14 protein-coding genes are annotated in these 19,773 nt (G+C 62.5%); 8 read left to right on the top strand and 6 right to left on the bottom strand.

Annotated features, from left to right (window positions below):
• Nucleotides 1–81: 81 nt before the first annotated feature.
• Entirely contained in the window at nucleotides 82–2,196 is a 2,115-nt protein-coding gene (gene glyS / locus AMK00_RS04540; protein ID WP_064809711.1) for a glycine--tRNA ligase subunit beta, read from the bottom strand.
• A gap of 420 nt (nucleotides 2,197–2,616) precedes the next feature.
• On the opposite strand from glyS, the gene AMK00_RS04545 reads away from it, so the two are divergent.
• The 5 genes from AMK00_RS04545 to ubiA all read left to right on the top strand — a co-directional run bounded on the left by AMK00_RS04545 (nucleotide 2,617) and on the right by ubiA (nucleotide 9,158).
• Nucleotides 2,617–4,926: a Tex family protein gene (locus AMK00_RS04545; protein WP_064809712.1), complete on the top strand. Its 2,310-nt coding sequence runs from the start codon at nucleotides 2,617–2,619 to the stop codon at nucleotides 4,924–4,926.
• A 133-nt stretch (nucleotides 4,927–5,059) separates the two neighbouring features.
• Nucleotides 5,060–6,319, top strand: a complete 1,260-nt coding sequence (locus tag AMK00_RS04550; protein WP_064800870.1) for an SAM-dependent methyltransferase — start codon at nucleotides 5,060–5,062, stop codon at nucleotides 6,317–6,319.
• Between the two features lie 34 nt (nucleotides 6,320–6,353).
• On the top strand, nucleotides 6,354–6,935 hold the full coding sequence (locus AMK00_RS04555) for a histidine phosphatase family protein (RefSeq protein ID WP_064811638.1): 582 nt from the start codon (nucleotides 6,354–6,356) through the stop codon (nucleotides 6,933–6,935).
• Nucleotides 6,936–7,111: 176 nt separating this feature from the next.
• The gene (locus AMK00_RS04560; protein ID WP_064809713.1) at nucleotides 7,112–7,924 is read left to right on the top strand and encodes a MipA/OmpV family protein; all 813 of its coding nucleotides are present in this window, start codon (nucleotides 7,112–7,114) and stop codon (nucleotides 7,922–7,924) included.
• Nucleotides 7,925–8,198: 274 nt separating this feature from the next.
• Entirely contained in the window at nucleotides 8,199–9,158 is a 960-nt protein-coding gene (ubiA, locus tag AMK00_RS04565) for a 4-hydroxybenzoate octaprenyltransferase (protein WP_064809714.1), read from the top strand.
• Between the two features lie 95 nt (nucleotides 9,159–9,253).
• Here ubiA and AMK00_RS04570 read toward each other — a convergent pair whose 3' ends face one another.
• Nucleotides 9,254–9,820, bottom strand: a complete 567-nt coding sequence (locus AMK00_RS04570; RefSeq protein WP_064800872.1) for a DUF6101 family protein — start codon at nucleotides 9,818–9,820, stop codon at nucleotides 9,254–9,256.
• A 301-nt stretch (nucleotides 9,821–10,121) separates the two neighbouring features.
• On the opposite strand from AMK00_RS04570, the gene AMK00_RS04575 reads away from it, so the two are divergent.
• Entirely contained in the window at nucleotides 10,122–13,457 is a 3,336-nt protein-coding gene (locus tag AMK00_RS04575) for a DUF1217 domain-containing protein (RefSeq protein ID WP_064809715.1), read from the top strand.
• Between the two features lie 318 nt (nucleotides 13,458–13,775).
• On the opposite strand, the gene AMK00_RS04580 is transcribed toward AMK00_RS04575, so the two are convergent.
• The 3 genes from AMK00_RS04580 to AMK00_RS04590 form a co-directional block, all read right to left on the bottom strand.
• The gene (locus AMK00_RS04580) at nucleotides 13,776–15,212 is read right to left on the bottom strand and encodes an FAD-binding oxidoreductase (RefSeq protein ID WP_064809716.1); all 1,437 of its coding nucleotides are present in this window, start codon (nucleotides 15,210–15,212) and stop codon (nucleotides 13,776–13,778) included.
• A 29-nt stretch (nucleotides 15,213–15,241) separates the two neighbouring features.
• The gene (locus AMK00_RS04585) at nucleotides 15,242–16,222 is read right to left on the bottom strand and encodes an L-threonylcarbamoyladenylate synthase (RefSeq protein WP_064809717.1); all 981 of its coding nucleotides are present in this window, start codon (nucleotides 16,220–16,222) and stop codon (nucleotides 15,242–15,244) included.
• Nucleotides 16,223–16,290: 68 nt separating this feature from the next.
• The gene (locus AMK00_RS04590) at nucleotides 16,291–16,899 is read right to left on the bottom strand and encodes a DUF6656 family protein (RefSeq protein WP_064809718.1); all 609 of its coding nucleotides are present in this window, start codon (nucleotides 16,897–16,899) and stop codon (nucleotides 16,291–16,293) included.
• 402 nt (nucleotides 16,900–17,301) lie between these two features.
• On the opposite strand from AMK00_RS04590, the gene AMK00_RS04595 reads away from it, so the two are divergent.
• Both AMK00_RS04595 and AMK00_RS04600 read left to right on the top strand, forming a co-directional pair.
• Entirely contained in the window at nucleotides 17,302–18,546 is a 1,245-nt protein-coding gene (locus tag AMK00_RS04595) for an aromatic ring-hydroxylating oxygenase subunit alpha (RefSeq protein WP_064811639.1), read from the top strand.
• Between the two features lie 125 nt (nucleotides 18,547–18,671).
• Entirely contained in the window at nucleotides 18,672–19,139 is a 468-nt protein-coding gene (locus AMK00_RS04600) for a BA14K family protein (protein ID WP_064809719.1), read from the top strand.
• Nucleotides 19,140–19,273: 134 nt separating this feature from the next.
• Here the strand turns inward: AMK00_RS04600 and AMK00_RS04605 are convergent, their stop codons facing one another.
• Complete coding sequence (locus AMK00_RS04605) at nucleotides 19,274–19,537, bottom strand: DUF982 domain-containing protein (protein ID WP_064805928.1); 264 nt, start codon at nucleotides 19,535–19,537, stop codon at nucleotides 19,274–19,276.
• Between the last annotated feature and the right edge of the window lie 236 nt (nucleotides 19,538–19,773).

Here is a 19,773-nt window from a genome sequence, read left to right on the forward strand (position 1 = left end):
GCCCAGGGCTTGACCCGAGGAACCATGCGGCAAGCACAGCGTGGGCGTTAGCACTGGGAAGAGAACCCAGCCCAAGACCGCTCACCCCGAAATTTTCGAGAAATCCGCCACCGTTCCCGTTGCCTCGCGGATCAGTCTGAGCAGGGCGAGGCGGTTGGCGCGGATCGCGGCGTCCTCGTCGTTGACGAGCACGTCTTCGAAGAAGCGGTCGACCGGGCCGCGCAGCTTGGAAAGCGCTTCCATCGCGGAGCGGAAATCTTCGCCGGCAACGGAATTGGCCGCGTCCTTCGAAGCGCTCGATATGGCGGCGAACAGCTCCTTCTCGGCATCGAGCCTGAAGAGCGCCGGCGAAACGCCGTCGGCGATGACGGTGCCCTTCTTCTCCTCGGCGGCGAGCAGCTGCGTCGCGCGCTTGGTGCCGGCGAGCAGGTTCTTGCCGTCTTCCGAGGTGATGAAGGCCGTCAGCGCCTCGACGCGGCGCGCCACCATCAACAGGTCGTCGGCCTCGGGCGTCAGCACGGCGTCGATCAGATCGTGCCGGGCGCCCTGGTCGCGCAGGTAGACCTTGAGACGATCATGGAAGAAGGAGAGCAGATCACCATCCTTGGTCGTCGCCAGCAGCGGCAGGCGGACCCTGCGTTCCAGCAGGATGCGAACGACGCCGAGGGCGGCACGCCGCAGCGCAAACGGGTCTTTCGAACCCGTCGGCTTCTCGTCGATCGCCCAGAAGCCCGTCAGCGTGTCGAGCTTGTCGGCAAGCGCCAGCGTAATCGCCACCTTGTCCTCCGGCACGCGGTCCGACGGACCCTGCGGCTTGTAATGATCCTCGATCGCCGCGGCCATGGAGAGGTTTTCGCCCTGCAGTACCGCATATTTGCGCCCCATCAGACCCTGCAGCTCCGGGAATTCGCCGACGGCCTCTGTGCGCAGATCCGCCTTGGCAAGCACGGCGGCGCGATCGACGAGAGCCGCATCCGCGCCAGTGATAGCGGTGAGCTCCTTTGCCAGCGCACGGATGCGGGCGACCCGGTCCCCCTGCGTGCCGAGCTTGGCATGGAAGGTCACGTCGAGCGCATCGAGCTTGGCCATGCGCTGGTCGAGCGGCTTCGTCAGGTCGAGACCGAATTTTGCTGCAGATGCTTTCAGCGTGTCGAGATCGGGCATGTCGCCCTGGTCGCGCTTCCAGAAATGCAGGGCATCCGAAAGCCGGGCCCGCACCACCTTGCCGTTGCCGTGGACGATCTCCTTGCCGCCGTCATGCGCCTGGATGTTGGAAACCAGGATGAACCTGTTCGACAGCGTCTCTTCGCCCTGCTTGCGCGTCACGAAGCACTTCTGGTTGGTCTTGATCGTCAGCCGGATGATCTCGGAGGGAATGGAAAGATAATCCTCCTCGAAGCTGCCCATCAGCACCTGCGGCCATTCGACGAGGCCGGAGACTTCCTCCAGCAGGCCTTCGTCTTCCACCAGCTCGAGCCCGTTGGCAAAGGCGATGTCGCGGGCATCATGCAGGATGATGTCCTTGCGCCGCTCGGCGTCGAGGATGACCTTCGCCTTTTCCAGGCTCGCCGCGTAATCGTCGAAGCGCCGCACGGTGATCACCTCGGGCGCATGGAAACGATGGCCGTAGGTGACGTTGGAGGCGGTGATGCCGTCGATCTCGAAGGGGATGACGACGGTTTCTTCATGCTCCGGGCCAAAGGTGCAGACAATCGACTGCAGCGGCCGCACCCAACGCAGCGCGCCCGGTTTGGAGGAAGCCTTGCCCCAGCGCATCGATTTCGGCCAGGGAAAATCGCGGATGATGCCGGGCATCACCTCGGCGACGATTTCCTCCGTCGCGCGGCCCGGCTTTGAAATCACCGCGACGTAGAAATCGCCCTTCTTCGGATCGCTCACCACCTGCGCCTCGGAGACCGAGGAAAGGCCGGCGCCGCGCAGGAAGCCCTCGATCGCCTTTTCGTTGGCGTCGGTGCGCGGTCCTTTGCGCTCCTCGCGCACATCGGCCGAGCGCGCCGTCAGGCCGTGGATGTCGAGCGCCAGCCGCCGGGGCGTCCAGTATTCGCGCGCGCCCTCATAGGACAGACCCGCTTCGACGAGCGCATCGGTGACGAGCTTCTTCAGGTCGCCGGCAGCCTTGCGCTGCATGCGGGCCGGAATCTCTTCGGAGCGAAGTTCGAGAAGAAGGTTTGGCATGTCACTCTTTTCCTTGCGCCCGCGGGGCAGGGCGATCCAAAAACGTTGCTTCTGCTATCAAAGAATGCCGCATCTGCACAACCGCAAAAACGGAAGAGAGCGATGGGGTGGCTGGTTGGTAGCGTTGTGCCGTGTGGCCCCCTCATCCGACCCTTCGGGCCACCTTCTCCCCGATGGGTAGAAGGGGAGGTGCGGCAGCGACCCATTCTTGCCGCTGCCGTTGTGATGGAGGAAAGCAGCGCGGCATGTCCCTTCTCCCCTGGGGGAGAAGATGCCGGCAGGCAGATGAGGGGGCCACACGGCAACACGCCTGCCGGATCCCCCAATCCATCAACTTCCGCTGTGGAAACCACGCTCGGGCATTGCCTTGCCGCTTTTCGCCGCTATGGTCCCGCAACTTTCGTCGACATAGGAAATCCCATGGCCGCTGATCTCCGTTTCCTCGCCGCCCGCATCTCGGCCGAAATCAATGCACGGCCCGACCAGGCCAAGGCCGCCATCGAGCTGCTCGACGAAGGCGCCACCGTGCCCTTCATCGCCCGCTACCGCAAGGAAGTGACGGGCGGGCTCGATGACACCCAGCTGCGCAACCTCGCCGAGCGGCTGGTTTATCTGCGCGAACTTGAAGCCCGGCGCGACGCGATCGTCGAATCGATCACCGGCCAGGGCAAGATGACCGACGAGCTGATGGCGAAGGTCGCGGGCGCCGAAACCAAGGCCGAGCTCGAGGATCTCTATCTGCCCTACAAGCCGAAGCGCCGCACCCGCGCCGAGATCGCCCGCGAACGCGGCCTCGGGCCGCTCGCCGAGGCGATCCTGGCCGATCGCGGCCGCGAACCGGCGGCGCTCGCCGAAGGCTTCGTCGCGGCTGATGTGCCCGACGTGAAGACGGCGCTGGAAGGCGCGCGCGATATCATCGCCGAAGCCTTTGCCGAAAATGCCGATCTGCTCGGCAAATTGCGCGCCCATCTGCGCCAGGCTGCGCTGTTGAAGGCCAGGGTCGTCGACGGCAAGCAGGCGGCCGGCGAGAAGTTCTCCGACTATTTCGATCATTCCGAGCGCTGGGCGACGGCGCCTGGCCACCGCGCGCTCGCCATGCTGCGCGGCTGGAACGAGGAGGTGCTGACGCTGACGATCGAGGCCGATGCCGAGATCGCTTCGCCGAACAAGCCGGTCGAACGCATGATCGCGGCGGCCTATGAGATCGGTGCAAGCCGTCCCGGCGACCGCTGGCTGATGGAGGTCGCCAGCTGGACCTGGCGCGTCAAGCTTTCCATGTCGCTATCGCTCGACTTGATGCGCGAGCTGCGCGAAAGGGCCGAAGAGGAGGCGATCCATGTCTTCGCCCGCAACCTCAAGGACCTGCTATTGGCTGCCCCCGCCGGTTCGCGCGCGACGATGGGTCTCGATCCCGGCATCCGCACCGGCGTCAAGGTCGCCGTCGTCGACGGCACCGGCAAGGTGGTTGCGACCTCGACCGTCTATCCCTTCCAGCCGCGCAACGACGTGCGCGGCGCCCAGATCGAACTCGCCTCACTGATCCGCAAGCACAATGTCGAGCTGATCTCGATCGGCAACGGCACCGGCAGCCGCGAAACGGAAAAGCTGGTGGCCGACATGCTGGCCGAACTGCCAGCGCCGAAGCCGACCAAGGTCATCGTCTCGGAAGCGGGCGCCTCGGTCTATTCCGCCTCGGCGACCGGCGCGGCGGAGTTTCCCGATCTCGACGTGTCGCTGCGTGGCGCCGTCTCCATCGCGCGCCGCCTGCAGGATCCGCTCGCCGAGCTCGTCAAGATCGAACCGAAGTCGATCGGCGTCGGCCAGTATCAGCACGATGTCGACCAGCAGAAGCTGTCGCGTTCGCTCGATGCGGTCGTCGAAGACGCGGTGAACGCTGTCGGCGTCGATTTGAACACCGCGTCTGCGCCGCTGCTCTCCCGCGTCTCCGGCCTCGGGCCCTCGATCGCCGAGGCCATCGTCCGCCATCGCGACAGCGAGGGCCGTTTCGAGACGCGGCGCGATCTGCTGAAGGTCGCAAGACTCGGCGGCCGCACCTTCGAGCAATGCGCCGGCTTCTTGCGCATTCCGAACGGCAAGGAGCCGCTCGATGCCTCCTCGGTCCACCCCGAAGCCTACGGCGTCGCCAAGAAGATCGTCGCTGCCTGCGGCCGCGATCTGCGGGCGCTGATGGGCGACAGTGCCGTCTTGAAATCGGTCGATCCGCGTCAGTTCATCGACGAGAAATTCGGTCTGCCGACGGTGAAAGACATCCTCTCGGAACTGGAAAAGCCCGGCCGCGACCCGCGTCCGAGCTTCAAGACTGCGACCTTCGCCGAGGGTGTCAACGAGATTTCCGACCTGACGCCCGGCATGGTGCTCGAAGGCACCGTCACCAATGTCGCCGCCTTCGGCGCCTTCGTCGATATCGGCGTGCATCAGGACGGTCTGGTGCATGTGTCGCAGCTTGCCGATCGTTTCGTCAAAGATCCGCACGAGGTCGTCAAGGCGGGCGATGTCGTCAAGGTGCGGGTCGTGGAAGTCGATGCCAAGCGCAAGCGCATCGGTCTCTCCATGCGACGCGACGACGGTTCTTCGGCGTCTCAGCCGCGGGGTGATTCTCGCGCAAGTCAGGGCAGCCGGCCGCAGACCGAGCGCCGGCCTGCAGCTCCGAAACCGGAGAGTCAGGGGGCTTTCGGCGCGGCACTCGCCGAAGCCATGAAGAGAAAATAAGGGTTTAGCCGGTATTCTGGCAAAAATGCCACAGTTTGGCAGCGTTCTGCGCGGACTGCTAAATCCGGCGCTTGTAAGGCGAGGGAGAGTTATTAAGTTGATGTGACCATCCTGTCACATTTGCGAGGCGTCCATGGCGTCGGCTTTCTTATCGATCGTCCAGCAAATCATCCGCAAGGGTTCGTTGAAACTTACCCTTGCCAATGGCGAGACCCACATGATCGGCGACGGCACCGGCGACATGGTGGCCGCCCGCCTTGCCGATCAGGAGGCCGAGGACGCCATCCGCAGCGATCCGACCCTGAAACTCGGGGAAATGTACATGCAGGGCCGGTTCATTCTCGAACAGGGCAACATCTACGATTTCCTGTCGCTGGTGAAGCAGAACACCACCAACGAGATCTTCGATTTCAAGATGGCGGCGCTGCTCGTCGGCCGCATTGCCTGGCAGCAGCTGAAGAGCCGCGTTCCGGTCAACCGCAACAAACACAATGTCGCCCACCATTACGACCTGTCGGCCAAGCTCTTCGATCTGTTTCTCGACGAGGACTGGCAATATTCCTGCGCCTATTTCGAGCCGCCGGGCATCGGACTCGACGAGGCGCAGCTTGCCAAGAAACGCCACATCGCCGCGAAGCTTCTGCTTCAGCCCAACCAGCGGATCCTGGAGATCGGCTCCGGCTGGGGCGGCATGGGCATGTATCTGACGGAGGCGACGGAAGGCGCCGAGTTCACCGGCATTACGCTGAGCGAAGAGCAGCTGAAGGTCTCCCGCGCCCGCGCCGAAAAACGCGGTCTGTCCGATCGCGTGCGTTTCGAGCTGCAGGACTATCGCAGCATGAACGGCCGGAAATTCGACCGCATCGTCTCGGTCGGCATGTTCGAACATGTCGGCATCGGCAATTACGGCAATTTCTTCCGCAAGGTGGCGGACCTGCTCGACCACAACGGCGTCATGGTGCTGCATTCGATCGGCCGCCCGAAACCGAGCTTCGCCACCAACGCCTTCATCGAGAAATATATCTTCCCCGGCGGCTATATCCCCTCGGTCGGCGAGGTGGTGGCGCCGCTCGAAAAGGCGGGGCTGCTGGTCAGGGATGTCGAAATCCTGCCGATGCACTATGCCTATACGCTGCGTCATTGGCGCGAGCGTTTCGTAGCGCGCAGGGCTGAAGCGGTGGCGCTCTACGACGAGCAGTTCTTCCGCATGTGGGAATTCTATCTCGCCGGTTCCGAAATGGGCTTCCGCTGGGACGAGCTGTTCATCCTGCAGATCCAGATCGCCAAGAACCAGTTCGCCGTTCCCGACAACCGCAACTACATCGCGGAGAATGAAGCCAAGCTGAAGGAATTCGAGGCGCGGCGCCCGCCGCTGGAAAAGGTGACCTTCTGAGCGACAGCGGTCGGACCTATGAGAGGACATGCCGATGAGCAGCGCGTTTCCCGAGATCTACCTCGTCCGCCACGGCGAGACCGAATGGAGCCGGTCGGGGCGCCACACCGGACGCAGCGACATTCCGCTGACGGACGTGGGCGAGGCCGCCGCCCGCAAGCTTGCCGAGCGGCTGTCGGGCCTCTCCTTCGCTGCCGTCTGGTCAAGCCCCTCCGAGCGGGCCCGCAAGACCTGCGCGCTCGCCGGCTTCGGCTCGGGCGCGGTGATCCGTGAGGATCTCGCCGAGTGGGACTACGGCGCCTATGAAGGCATCACGACGAAGGAGATTCTGGGGAAGCGCCCCGGATGGCAGCTCTTTCGCGACGGCTGCCCAAATGGCGAAACGGCCGCCGATGTCGGCGCCCGTGCCGACGCCGTCGTCGAGGCGCTTCGCCAGGCGGGTGCTCCCGTCTTGATCTTCTCCAGTTCGCATTTCCTGCGCGTGCTTGCCGCCCGTTGGCTCGGCCTGCCGCCGCAGGGCGGCGCGCTTTTTTCCCTCGATACGACAAGCATCAGCGTGCTCGGTTACGAACACGATTTGGCCGAACCGGTCATTCGTCAGTGGAACCAGCGGTAGGGGTGCAGCGGGGTGGGTTTGCGGTGATGTCTCTTCAGAACGATGAAATTGTCGTTGGCACGCCTTTCATGGGCGCCCTTTGCGCGCCGTGGTTAACATTGGGGTAACAACATCGGGATAAGTCTAGCCACCGCCGCCCTCCGCGGCTTTGTTTTTGCGTTTTCTGGAGTGCGGACGTGTTTCATCGATCAGTCGTATCGATCTCCCTGGCTATTGCCTTTTCATCCCCGGCCTTGGCGCTCGCGCAGGAAAGCGGCCAGCATTTCTGGTCCGGCGACTGGTATCTGAGCGTCGGTGTCGCCGGCTTCTCCGCGCCGAAATTCGAGGGCTCGCGGCGTTACGAATTCCGGTTCAGCCCGCTGATTTCGGCCGGCCGGCAGGGTTCGGCTCCGCGCTTTTCCTCGCGCAACGACAATCCGTCCTTCGCCCTCATGGATAATGGTGCTTTCCGCGCCGGCATCGTCGGCAAATTCGTGCCTTCGCGCGACGAGGGCGACGGTCATGAGCTGAAGGGCATGAAGAAGGTCAAATGGGGCGCGGAAGCCGGCGGCTTCGTCGAAGTTTATCCGACCGATTTCCTGCGCGCCCGCGCCGAAGTTCGCCAGGGCATCCGCTCCCATGACGGGGTCGTTGCCGATCTCGCCGTCGATGCCTTCACCGATATCGCCCCCGACCTGCAATTGTCAGGCGGTCCACGCGCGACATTCGCCACCAGCGGCTATTACGACGCCTATTACGGCGTCAACGCCAAACAGTCGGCGGCGAGCGGGCTTGATCAATACAAGCCGTCGTCGGGCATCCAGTCCTATGGCGCCGGCGCGGCTCTGACATGGAAGGCGACGGAGAACCTGTCGGCCAGCTCTTTCCTCGAATACAAGCGACTGGCGGGTCCGGCGGCCGACAGCAGTCTCGTGCGGCAGCGCGGCTCGAGGAACCAGGTGCTCATCGGTGTCTCAGCGACTTACAGGTTCAATTTCTCGCTGCAGTGATTTAATGCATGTCGCCCGGAAGTGTACCGCGGTTCCGGGGCAACGACATGCATAAACTTAACGCATGTCGCCCGGAAGTGTACCGCGGTTCCGGGGCAACGACATGCGTAAACTTAACGCATGTCGCCCGGAAGTGTGCCGCGGTTCCGGGTTAACGACATGCATAAACAAAGAGCCAAAGCGCGTCATACGAACCAAATTTAATGCGACTCGCTTTTAGCGCCGTCGCGATCACTTCTTGACCGGATCGCCAGCCCGCCGCTAGATGAATGGCATGCAAGATACCGGCGAGTTCAACGATCGCGTCTCCGACGCACCTTCCGATAACTGGGTCTACCGGATCCTGCCGCCATGGCTCTGGCCTTATGCGCAGCTGGCACGCTGGGATCGCCCGATCGGCTGGGAGCTCTTGATGTGGCCGTGCTTCTGGTCGGCCACGCTCGCCTCCAATGCGGCGATCGGTCAAGGGCTCTATTCCGGCAGCCTGCTGGTGTCCCATCTTTTCCTCTATTTCATCGGCGCCGTCGCCATGCGCGGCGCCGGCTGCACCTATAACGATCTCGTCGATCACGAGATCGATATGGAAGTGGCGCGCACCCGCTCGCGTCCGCTGCCCTCCGGCCGCGTCACCCGCGCCCGCGCGAAGATCTTCATCGGCATTCAGGCGCTGGTCGGCCTTTTCGTGCTCTTGCAGTTCAACTGGTTCACCGTCTTTCTCGGCCTGCTCTCGCTAGGCATCGTGGCGCTTTATCCCTATGCCAAACGCTTCACCGACTGGCCGCAATTCTACCTCGGCCTTGCCTTTTCCTGGGGCGCGCTGATGGGCTGGGCCGGCATTCTGGGCGGCCTCTCCTTTGCCGCCATCCTGCTCTACGCCGCCTCCGTCGCCTGGACGATCGGTTACGACACGATCTATGCGCATCAGGACAAGGAGGATGACGAGCTGATCGGCGTGCGCTCCACCGCCCGCCTTTTCGGTGATCAGACGAGGCAGTGGCTGATCGGCCTTTATGGGCTGACGCTGGTACTGATGTTTGCGGCCTTCGCGCTCGCCGGCGCCAATCTCATCGCCTTTCTGGCCTTGTTCGGCGCGGCCGGCATGTTCGCCTGGCAGATCATCCGGCTTGATATCAACGATCCCGCCCAATGCCTGGCGCTCTTCAAGTCGAACAACCGCGTCGGCCTGACCATCTTCCTAGGCCTGTTCTTTTCGCTGCTCTTCGCCCTTCCCTGAGGGCAACGACGCGTGAAACGAAAAACCCGGCACAAGCGCCGGGTTTCGAAATTTTCCGAGATCCTACCGCCGAAATGGCGCTGTCGCGATTTCGGTCAGTTGCGGGCGATGATTTCCTTGCCTTCGATCTTCATGGCGACGCCCAGCTGCCCGGTGGTGCGGCGCACGAGGAAGCGCGGACGGCGATTGGCGAAGTAGGAATGACGGCGGCGCGGCTTGAGGTCACTGGTGCGCAGCGCCCCGATATGGTCTTCGAGCGGCCGCGCGACGCCATCGGCTTCGACCATCAGCATCGGAATGCGGAAGGCCTCCGACCAGCTGCGCCAGTCGGCGGCGATGTCGCTGAGATCATGGGCGACGAGCAGCGGAATGCAGAGTTCCGGATCCGCATGGTGAAGCTCGAGCGTGACGGTGACCTCGCCGTCGCCATGGTCGATGGCGCGGGCGGCGACACCCTTGAAGACGCGCCTCGGCAGGGCAATCGAGAGCGGCAGGCCGCTGGAGGGAAGGACTTTCCGCAGGACTGCGCCGCGTTCGTCTATCGTGATGCTGACGTCATCCGAACAATCATGGATGGCGTAGCTGACCTGCTGCGGGAAGCGGGACGGATCCAGACGCAGCGTCGTGTCGGCCCAAGCGGGCTTCAAAACGGGATTGTTCATTTCATTCTACCCTTGTCTTACCTGAGAGCCGGTTTGCGGTCTTCTCCTCGGGACTTTTCGTCCTCTATGGCCGACAATAGGCGGCCCCCCTTCCGTACAGCTTAAAAATTGCGGTTAAGAAAACTTTGCCTCCCTTGATGGTTATCAAAACCGAATCCGGCAGGGTTTCCGGAAGGTGAACGGCCCGCTGTCCTGAAATGGCGCAATCCAAAGGTAAGTCTCGGGTAAGTTTTGCGTGGCAAAATGTGCCTACCAGCAGTTCGTCGTTCTTTTAGAGATTTTGCCAAAAAGGGCGCTTTTCATGATCACGGCCTCCCTCGCGTACACGATCCTGTCGAAGGACATGACGTCGAGCCTCAACAAGGTTGCGGCGCAGGCGACGGTCAAGAAGGATGCCCAGTACTACGCCGACAACATCAACAAGGTCAAAGACGTCGACGACTTCCTCGGCGACTACAAGCTCTACAGCTACGCCATGAAGGCTTATGGCCTCGAGGACATGACCTATGCCAAGGCCTTCATGAAGAAGGTGCTCGAGAGCGATCTGACCGACCCGAACAGCTACGCCAACAAGCTCTCCGATACGCGCTACCGTGAATTCGCGGCCGCCTTCAATTTCAACGCGCCTGACAAGGACGTACAGACGGATGCCCAGGAGGACGATCTGATCGGCCTCTACAAGCAGTCCTTCGTCGATGCCGACAAGGCCGCGGCCGCCGAGAGCACCTATTACAGCAATAATATCGACAGCGTGCAGACCGTCGACGACCTGGTCAACAACACAAGGCTGCGGACCTATGTGCTGAAGACCTTCAAGATCGATCCCACCTATGCGTCGAAAGATTTTCTGCGGCAGGTGCTGACGAGCGATCTCAGCGACCCGACAAGCGTCGTCAACACGCAGGGCGGCGACAAGTACAAGGCGCTTGCCGCCCAGTTCAGCTTCAACGCCGACGGCACCGTCACCGGCACGGCCCAGACGGCGGCGCAGAAGGCCTCGGTCATCGAGACCTACACGCTGAATTCCCAATCCGTCATCATCGACAATGCGGTCGGTTCCGACGTTGTCTACGTCAGCAAGACGGCGGCCGACTACAACAAGGCCTATTATACCGCCAAGATCGGCACGATCACCAATGTCGACGATCTCGTCGCCGACGCCCGCCTGACCTCCTACATCAAGACCGCCTACAGCATGGGCGCCGACTTCACCGCGCCGGCGCTGCGCATGGTCCTGACCGATCCAAGCTATGCCCAGCTGATGGGCTTTACCAATGTCTATAACGCCTTCAACTTCAAGTCGGACGGTTCGACCTCGACCACGGCCCGCGCCCAGACGATCGACCAGGCGAACAAGCTGGCGTCGGCCGCCTCGAGCACCGCCAACTATTATAGCGTGACCTCGCAATCGAGCGGCATCACCAATGTCGACGACCTGCTCGGCGACAGCGTCATGGCGCGCTACATCAAGGATGCCTATGGCCTCGGCGTGAATTTCAGCAATGCCGAGCTGAAGAACATCCTGACCGACTCGGCCTATGCCGCCGCCCAGGGGCAGGCCGGCCTCAATGCCGACTTCAACTTCAATGCGGATGGGTCGATCAACGGTTCGGTGATTCAGACCGCCGCGCAACGCAAGTCGACCACCGACAAATCGGCGGCGAACGCGGCCCACTTCAACGCGATGATCGGCAATGTCACCAATGTCGATGACATCATGTCCGATCCCGTCGCGGTCAGCTATCTCAGAACCAGCATGCAGATCGCCGACAGCGTCTCCGACGCGACGCTGCGGACCTTCCTCGTCGATCCCGCGGCAGCCAGCGCCCAGGGCTATAGCGACGTTCACGATCTCTTCAATTTCAAGACGGATGGGTCGGTCGCAACGCTTTATGCCACGCAGACCGCCGCACAAAGCGCCAACACGTCAAGCAAGGCCGACAGTGCGGCCGTCTATTACCAGTCGACCATCGCCGGGATCTCGAACGTCGATCAGTTGCTGGCGGACCAGAAGCTCAACAACTTCGTGCGCAATGCCTACGGCATCCCGTCCACCGTCAGCGACGTCGATCTTCGCGCCATCCTGACCGATCAGAGCGGCACCGGCACCTATGCGGATGTCGCCGCCGCCTTCAATTTCAAGGCCGATGGATCGCTCGAGGATGGCTTGGCGGCGCAGACCTCGAGCCAGACCACGAACACGAAGATTGCCGCCGGAGCGCGCACCGACGATTATTCGTCCCGCATGGCGACGATCGCCAATGTCGACGAGCTCATCGCCGATCCCGCGATCACCAATTTCCTGAAGAGCACCTACGATCTGCCGTTCGACATCTCGGACGCCGAGCTGAAGAGCATCCTGACCGATGCGACGGCTGCCGCAGCCGCCGGCCATGCCGATCTCAACGCCGATTTCAATTTCGCCGCCGACGGATCGCTGCCGGCCGTCAGCTCGGTCCAGACCGCCGATCAGGCGCAGACCACCAATGACAACTACATGGCGCGCTATGACGACGAGCGCGACGAGGCGATCGAAGAGGTCGCCGACAATTACTCGAGCATGATGGCCGACAGCACCAGCCTGCTCGATACGGCCGAGATCAAGACCGTCAACGATTTCCTGCGCACCAATGCTTCGGCCGATTTCAAGAAGAGCAACGACAATCTGCCCGACCCCTATCACGTGGCGCTGCAGGCCTTCGGCCTGACGGACCAGGAAGTCCCGCGCTCGATGATGCGCAAGATCCTGACCAGCGATGCCTACGATCCGAACGGCTATATCGCCTCATTGAAGGACGAGCGCATCACCAACCTTGCCCGCGCCTTCAACTTCGGCCCCGACGGCAAGGCGGCAGCACCTCTGCAGGCGCTGCCCGACGCGACCCTGGCCAAATACGCCACAGATTACAAGGCGCATGTCACCATGCTGCTGAAGGCCGGCCCGGTGAAGGACAAGGCATCGAAGGATGCGACGACCGAGGTGGATTATTTCGCCAAGGGCATGGCCAAGGTACAGTCGCTCGACGATTTCCTCGATGACAGCCGCCTGACCGATCTGGTGCTGAAGGCGAACAACCTCGACCCGAAGGATTATGACAAGGCGACGCTGAAGAAGATCTTCACCTCCGATCCCGACGACAAGAAGAGCTACCTCAACACCAAGGCCGATGCGCGCTTCAAGGATATCGTCGCCGCCTTCAACTTCGACAAGGACGGCAATCTGACCCGCGCCAAGATCGGCGCCATCCAGAACAAGGCGGCCGAGGCGCATACGCAGGACCTCTTCATCAAGCAGACGTTGGAAACCCAGCAAGGCGAAAGCAACGACGGTGTGCGCCTGGCGCTCTATTTCAGCCGCAAGGCCCCGAGCATCACCTCGATCTATTCGATCCTCGGCGACAAGGCGCTCTATCAGGTCATCACCACAGCCTACAGCCTGCCAGCTCAGATATCGAGCATGGACGTCGCCAAGCAGGCCGATCTCATTAATCGTTTCGTCAAGCTCGAGGACCTCCAGGATCCGAAGAAGGTCGACAAGCTGCTGCGGCGCTTTACCGCGATGTACGACGTCCAGAACAGCACCCAGCAGTCACCGGCCCTGCAGATCCTGACCGGCGGCGGCACGCAGCAGGCTTAAGGTGGTTCAGGCAGGAGCGCGCAGAGCGGCGCGGGTGGCGGCCCCTCACCGTAACCTTACCGGGGGGTGAGCCACTCGTCTCGCCCACGGCGGTGAAGCCGGCGCACCCGTTTCGTTTGGCGAAAAGCTAATCCCATACTCCGTCACCCCAGGCCTTGAGCCTGGGATCCATGTCGCCGCTACTGGTGGATGCGGTGTGGATGCTCGGCTCAAGGCCGAGCATGACGGAGTGTGAGGTCGACGGGAGAGCCAATCAGGGCGCTCGACAACGGTCCCTGCCCGCAGGCGGACGAGGGACAATTCCCTGACTGCCGCCGCTCACACCTCGAGACTGACGACCTTTCCTGGGTTCATGATATTGGCGGGATCGAAGGCGCGCTTGATGCGGCGCATCAGCTCGATTTCGATCGCCGGGCGGATTGCCGCCAGTTCGTCGCGCTTCAGCTGGCCGATGCCGTGTTCGGCCGAGATCGAGCCGCCATGGGCGAGCACCAGCCCGTGGACGATATGGTTCATTTCGCGCCAGCGCGCGATGAAGGTGTCCTTGTCGGCGCCGATCGGCTGGGAAATATTGTAATGAATATTGCCGTCACCCATATGGCCGAAGGCGCAGATGCGGGCGCCCGGCATGGCCGCCATCACGGCTTTTTCCGCCTCGGCCATAAAATGCGGGATCTTCGACACCGGCACGGACACATCGTGCTTGATCGAACCGCCTTCCGGCTTCTGCGCATCCGACATGCTCTCGCGCATATGCCAGATCGCCTTCTGCTGGGCGACCGAGGCGGCGATCGCGGCGTCTTGCACCAGCCCGGCCTCGAAGCCCTGTTCCAGCACGCCGTTCATCATCCGCTCCGCCGTCTCGGCCGAATCCGACGTCGAAATGTCGATCAGCACGTACCAGGGGTATGCCGCTTCCAGCGGATCGCGCACGCCGTCGATGTGGCGGGTGGTGATCTCGACGCCGAAGCGTGGCATCAGCTCGAAACCGGTCAGCGAGGTGCCGCACAGACTGGCGGCAAGGTTGAAGAGGGCGAGCGCATCCTCGACCGAATTGAGGCCGGCAAACGCCACCTGATGGCCGAGCGGCTGGGGAAACAGCTTCAGCACCGCCCCGGTGATGACGCCGAGCGTGCCTTCGGCGCCGATGAAGAGATCGCGTAGGTCATAGCCGGTATTGTCCTTCTTCAGCCGGCGCAGGCCATCCCAGATCTCGCCGGTCGGCAGCACCACTTCGAGGCCGAGGCAGAGTTGGCGCATATTGCCATAGGCAAGCACGGCCGTGCCGCCGGCATTGGTGGAGAGATTGCCGCCGATGCGGCAGGAGCCCTCCGAGCCGAGCGACAGCGGAAAGAGCCGACCATGCGCCTCGGCCGCCTTCTGCACATCGGCCAGGATCGCGCCGCCATCGGCGACCAGCACGTTCGCCACCGGGTCGACGTCGCGGATCCTCGTCATGCGTTCGAGCGACAGGATGATATCGGCCTGGCCGGTGCGCGGCGTCTGGCCGCCGACGAGGCCGGTATTGCCGGTCTGCGGCACGATCGCCGTTTTAGTCTCGGTCGCAAGCTTCATGATCTTGGAGACTTCCTCGACCGAACCAGGCTTCAGCAGGAGAGGGGAAGAGCCATGATAGAGACCGCGGTTTTCGATCAGATGCGGCGCCAGATCGGCCTCGCCGCGAAGTGCATATTTCTCGCCGACGATGCCGGCGAAACGGTCGAGAAGATCGGTGGAAATGCCGGCACTGCTCATCAGGTCGATCCTCTATCGCTTCTATCAGGTCAGGCAGTCGCGCGGGGCGCGGCGGCCCTTTGTAGCCGGTCGTTGATGGCTTCGCCGAGTCCCTCGTCCGGGATTGGCGAAAAGGCGATGCTCGACACCCCGCTGGCATCGGCCCGCTTCATATAGTCGAAAAGATTGGCCGCCGCTTCCGCCAGGTCGCCGGCCGGGCTGAGATCGAGAACGATGCGTGCCGCGCGTGCGCCTTCGACCGACGCACCGCCGAAGGCGATCAGCGCTTCGCCGGGTTCCACCGCCGTCGCATTGAGGCGCACGCTGGCGCTCGGCGCATAATGCGAGGCGAGCATGCCAGGCGCCTCGATGGCCGCCGAAGCCTTTTTGGCGCGCAGCAGTGGCCGGCCGGCAATGCGTTCGATTTCGCGCGCCGCCAAGCCTCCGGGCCTAAGCAGCCTCACCCGGTCGCCCTCCACCTTGACGATCGTCGATTCGACGCCGACGGCGCTCGGTCCCGCATCGAGGATCAACGGGATCTTCGCCCCGAGATCGGCTTCGACATGGGCCGCACTGGTCGCGCTGATGGCGCCTGAGGTGTTGGCGCTCGGCGCTGCGAGCGGCCGTCCGAAGGCGCCGATCAAGGTGCCGGCGAAGCCCTTGGGCACGCGCACGCCGACGCTGTCGAGACCGGCGGTCGCCAGCGCGTGGATCGGGCTTGCGGGCCTCAGCGGCAGCACGAGCGTCAGCGGGCCGGGCCAGAAGGCTTCGGCGAGCGCCCGCGATACGGGGTCGAACTCGGCATGGTGTCCGGCCATCTCGAGATCGGCCATATGGCAGATCAGCGGGTTGAAGCGCGGCCGTCCCTTGGTCTCATAGATGCGGGTGATGGCGGCCGGATTGGTGGCGTCGGCCGCAAGGCCGTAGACGGTCTCCGTCGGCATGGCGATGGCAAAGCCATCGGAAAGAGCGGCACAGGCCGCTTCGAGCGCCGCCTGCCTGTCTGCCCTGATGTCAATGATGCGTGCCATATGCTGCCCGTCTCTGGTTCCGGCAGTCATTAGGCTTTCCGCCGCTTACGATCAATCGCCTTGTTCGCTCACAGTTGGCGGATGATTTCGCGCAGCTGTTCGTTGCGGGCGCCGAGCAGCAGGATGTTTCGGATCGCCGCCTGCGGATCGTGGGTGCGAAAGAGCAGCCCATTGCCGCGCACCGACCGGTCGATCGTCATCTTTTCGGCGGATTCCTCGCCAGGCTTAATCGCGACGGCGAAATACATCCGGGAATAGCCGACATCGATCCGTTCGAAGAAGTTGTCGTTGTCGCCGATGTCGGAATAGAAGTTGGCGATGTAGAAGGCCCAGCTGACCTCTTCGTAGCGGGCGAATTTCGTGCGCGCCGCGGTGACGTGGCAATAACCGAGATGTGGGCTGTCTTGCAGCGTCCGATGGAAGATCATCTTCGGAAACTGAATCGAGTGGTGGAAGCCGTTGATGTGCTGATGCGTCTTCTCGCCGGCCGCCTGCAGCTTGCGGCCGGTCTTTTCGGCGACCTCGTCATGGGTGAGGTAGCGCCTTTCCTCGGCCAGCCAGTGGCGCCGGTCGCGGGGGATGCGGCCGGTGCGCAGGAATTCGGAATGCGCGGCAACCAGTTGCCGCTCCTGCGGCCGGATTACTTCTTTCGCGTCGAAATAGCGGAGTCTGGCCATGGTCTACATGCTTCGTCGGTCTGAGGTCGACAGCAGGATAAGATCGTATGCTTAACGCAGCATTAAGAAGCGACCGGGGCATCGGGCGGAAGCCGGCGATGTCGTAAATGCGACAATAGCCGATACCGGAGAGCCGCCCTCTTTGCCGGTCCGGTCTTTACGCAATGTCGCAATTGACGATAATTACCTGCAGAGTCGGACGATCTGGTCGACTGGCAGGGGCTCTTTGAAACCTCGGCGCATCCTGTCGTCAATTTCGAAGCCGATGTCGCATTACAACCAAGCGGCAGGAATGCCAGGTGATTAAATGGCGTCATGAACAATTCTCCCGCAGGAGAAGGAAGCAGGCGCGCTTCCATAGCCTTCCGCTGAAAGCGGCAGCCGGTGCACGAGGACATGAAGATGGATATTCGCAGCAACGTTTTACGTCAGCTCAAGAACCGCCGCGAGGGCTTCAGCCTCGAACAGCCGTTCTACACCGACGAGGATTATTTCAAGCTCGACATGGAGATGATCTACTATCGCGACTGGCTGTTCATGGGCCATGATTGCGAACTGCCGAAGCCGGGCGCCTATTTCACCGTCCAGATCGGCACGTATCCGGTCGTCATCGTCCGCGGCCGTGACAATGTCATCCGCGCCTTCCACAACAGCTGTCGCCATCGCGGCTCGCGCGTCTGCACGAAGGAGCATGGCTCTTCCGTGCGCCTCGTCTGCCCCTATCATCAGTGGACTTACGATCTCGACGGCAAGCTCGCCTTTGCCCGTCACATGGGCGACGATTTCGACAAAACCGGCTTCAACCTGAAGCCCGTCCACTGCGAGAGCGTCGCAGGCTATATTTTCATCTGCCTTGCCGACGTTGCCCCGGATTTCAAGCCGGTGCGCGACAAGATCGAGCCCTATATGGCGCCGCACCGGATCGGCGAGACCAAGGTCGCTTTCCAGAGCACGATCATCGAGAAGGGCAACTGGAAGCTCGTCTGGGAAAACAACCGCGAGTGCTACCACTGCGCCGCCAATCACCCGGAACTCTGCCGCACCTATCCCGAAGCCCCAAGCGTCACCGGCACTGACGGCGGCGCCGACGATCCGGAGATCGCCGGCCATTGGGCGCGCTGCGAGGCCGCCGGCCTGCCGAGCAAGTTCCAGATCTCGCCGGACGGCCAGTTCCGCACCGCCCGCATGCCGCTGATCGAGGACGCCGAAAGCTACACCATGTCGGGCAAGCCGGCGGTGCAGCGCCGGATCTCCGACGACATCTCGATCAATCGTATCGGCACGATGCTGCTCTTCCACTACCCGACGACGTGGAACCACCTGCTCGGCGACCACGCCATCTCCTTCCGGGTGCTGCCGCTCAGCGCCAACGAGACGGCGGTGACGACCAAGTGGCTCGTCCACAAGGACGCCGTCGAGGGCGTGGATTACAATCTCGAGGAACTGACGCACGTCTGGACCGAAACCAACGACCAGGACCGCCGCATTGTCGAGGAAAATGCCTTCGGCATCCACTCGCCCGCCTATGAGCCCGGCCCCTATTCCTCCTTGCACGAGGGCGGCGTCATGCAGTTCCTCGAATGGTATTCGAACTTCATGGTGAACCGCCTGCAGGGCGACCAGGCGAAAATTTCCGCCGTCGCTTGATCTCTGCCGGTTGAGCGGGTCAAGCTCTACTCATCCAGAAGCTGCCGGTTCCGGCGGCTTTTGGAACCATTCTCGCTCGCAAGCGTTGCAGGCCAGCGGTGATCGCTGTTGAATGGGAGAGAGAAATGATCGGGCTGAGAAACAGGATGGCAACCGCGGTGATGGCCGCTGCTATCGTTTTAACGAGTTTCGCGCCGTCGCAGGCAATACAGATGCCGGCCGCGCCGCAGGTTGAAAAATCCTCGGCTGTCGAGAATGTCCAGTACTATTACCGACGCGACTACTACCGGCCCGGCTATCGCCCCGGCGCCTATTATCGTCCCGGCTGGTATGGCGGCTATCGCGGTTATACGTACTACCGTCCCGGCTATCGCCGCTATAATGGCTACTGGTATCCGCTCGCCGCCTTCGGCGCCGGCGCGATGATCGGCGGCGCCATCGTCGCTCCGCCGCGGCGCTACGTGGTGCCCGCGCGGCGCATGGGTTCGGCTCACGTTGCCTGGTGCGAAAACCGCTACCGCTCCTATCGGGCTTACGACAACACCTTCCAGCCTTATAACGGCCCGCGCCAGCAGTGCTATTCGCCTTATTGACAGGCGCAGAATGCTACCCCTGACCCTCTCCCCATAAAAACAGGGGGAGGGGACATGTCGAACTTGGGGAGCAGTAACGAGAGGGCGGTGGCATGAAGAAGCCCGTGAACCCCTTTAATCGTCGGCTGCGATACTCAGTGAACGACGGTGATCACCGAAATGCCTGCCTCCTTGGCAGCACGAATCAGCGCTTCTCTCGCGTCCTCAGCCGGGAGGTCCCCATGGATCGCATCGCGGCATGCCATAACAGCCGTAAGATATTCTTCGCCGTCGTCGAATGGCCAGCAAGCCGTCAGCATCTGGGCCGCCTCCCAAAGGCTCGCGATAAGCTTGTATTTTTCCGGCCCGTTCACAACGAGCATCAGCGGACTGAATTCTCCAGGTGTGTGCCACTTCATGACATCCGGCCTCCCCACGGTGAACATATTAGTAACCGTGCAAGAACCGTTCCGGGCGGGTAGTGGCATAAACCAGCTGATCACCCGGGCATCGAGCGCTTAAATTGCCTGCCACCGCCGAGTCAAAAATCAGATGGATGAAGCGTCGCAATGCTGACAGTGGCCGCGTCCCGCATGATGCGATAGGCGCAACGCCGCGCCATCCGCTACGTCGGCGGCGAATTTGGCAAGAACGT

The sequence above is a fragment of the Rhizobium sp. N621 genome, from assembly GCF_001664325.1.
Lineage (GTDB): Bacteria > Pseudomonadota > Alphaproteobacteria > Rhizobiales > Rhizobiaceae > Rhizobium > Rhizobium esperanzae.

Coding starts and splice junctions, on each gene's coding strand:
- glyS (WP_064809711.1), bottom strand. CDS start 2,196: ATGCCAAACCTTCTTCTCGAACTTCGCTCCGAAGAGATTCCGGCCCGC.
- AMK00_RS04545 (WP_064809712.1), top strand. CDS start 2,617: ATGGCCGCTGATCTCCGTTTCCTCGCCGCCCGCATCTCGGCCGAAATC.
- AMK00_RS04550 (WP_064800870.1), top strand. CDS start 5,060: ATGGCGTCGGCTTTCTTATCGATCGTCCAGCAAATCATCCGCAAGGGT.
- AMK00_RS04555 (WP_064811638.1), top strand. CDS start 6,354: ATGAGCAGCGCGTTTCCCGAGATCTACCTCGTCCGCCACGGCGAGACC.
- ubiA (WP_064809714.1), top strand. CDS start 8,199: ATGCAAGATACCGGCGAGTTCAACGATCGCGTCTCCGACGCACCTTCC.
- AMK00_RS04570 (WP_064800872.1), bottom strand. CDS start 9,820: ATGAACAATCCCGTTTTGAAGCCCGCTTGGGCCGACACGACGCTGCGT.
- AMK00_RS04575 (WP_064809715.1), top strand. CDS start 10,122: ATGATCACGGCCTCCCTCGCGTACACGATCCTGTCGAAGGACATGACG.
- AMK00_RS04580 (WP_064809716.1), bottom strand. CDS start 15,212: ATGAGCAGTGCCGGCATTTCCACCGATCTTCTCGACCGTTTCGCCGGC.
- AMK00_RS04585 (WP_064809717.1), bottom strand. CDS start 16,222: ATGGCACGCATCATTGACATCAGGGCAGACAGGCAGGCGGCGCTCGAA.
- AMK00_RS04590 (WP_064809718.1), bottom strand. CDS start 16,899: ATGGCCAGACTCCGCTATTTCGACGCGAAAGAAGTAATCCGGCCGCAG.
- AMK00_RS04595 (WP_064811639.1), top strand. CDS start 17,302: ATGGATATTCGCAGCAACGTTTTACGTCAGCTCAAGAACCGCCGCGAG.
- AMK00_RS04600 (WP_064809719.1), top strand. CDS start 18,672: ATGATCGGGCTGAGAAACAGGATGGCAACCGCGGTGATGGCCGCTGCT.
- AMK00_RS04605 (WP_064805928.1), bottom strand. CDS start 19,537: ATGAAGTGGCACACACCTGGAGAATTCAGTCCGCTGATGCTCGTTGTG.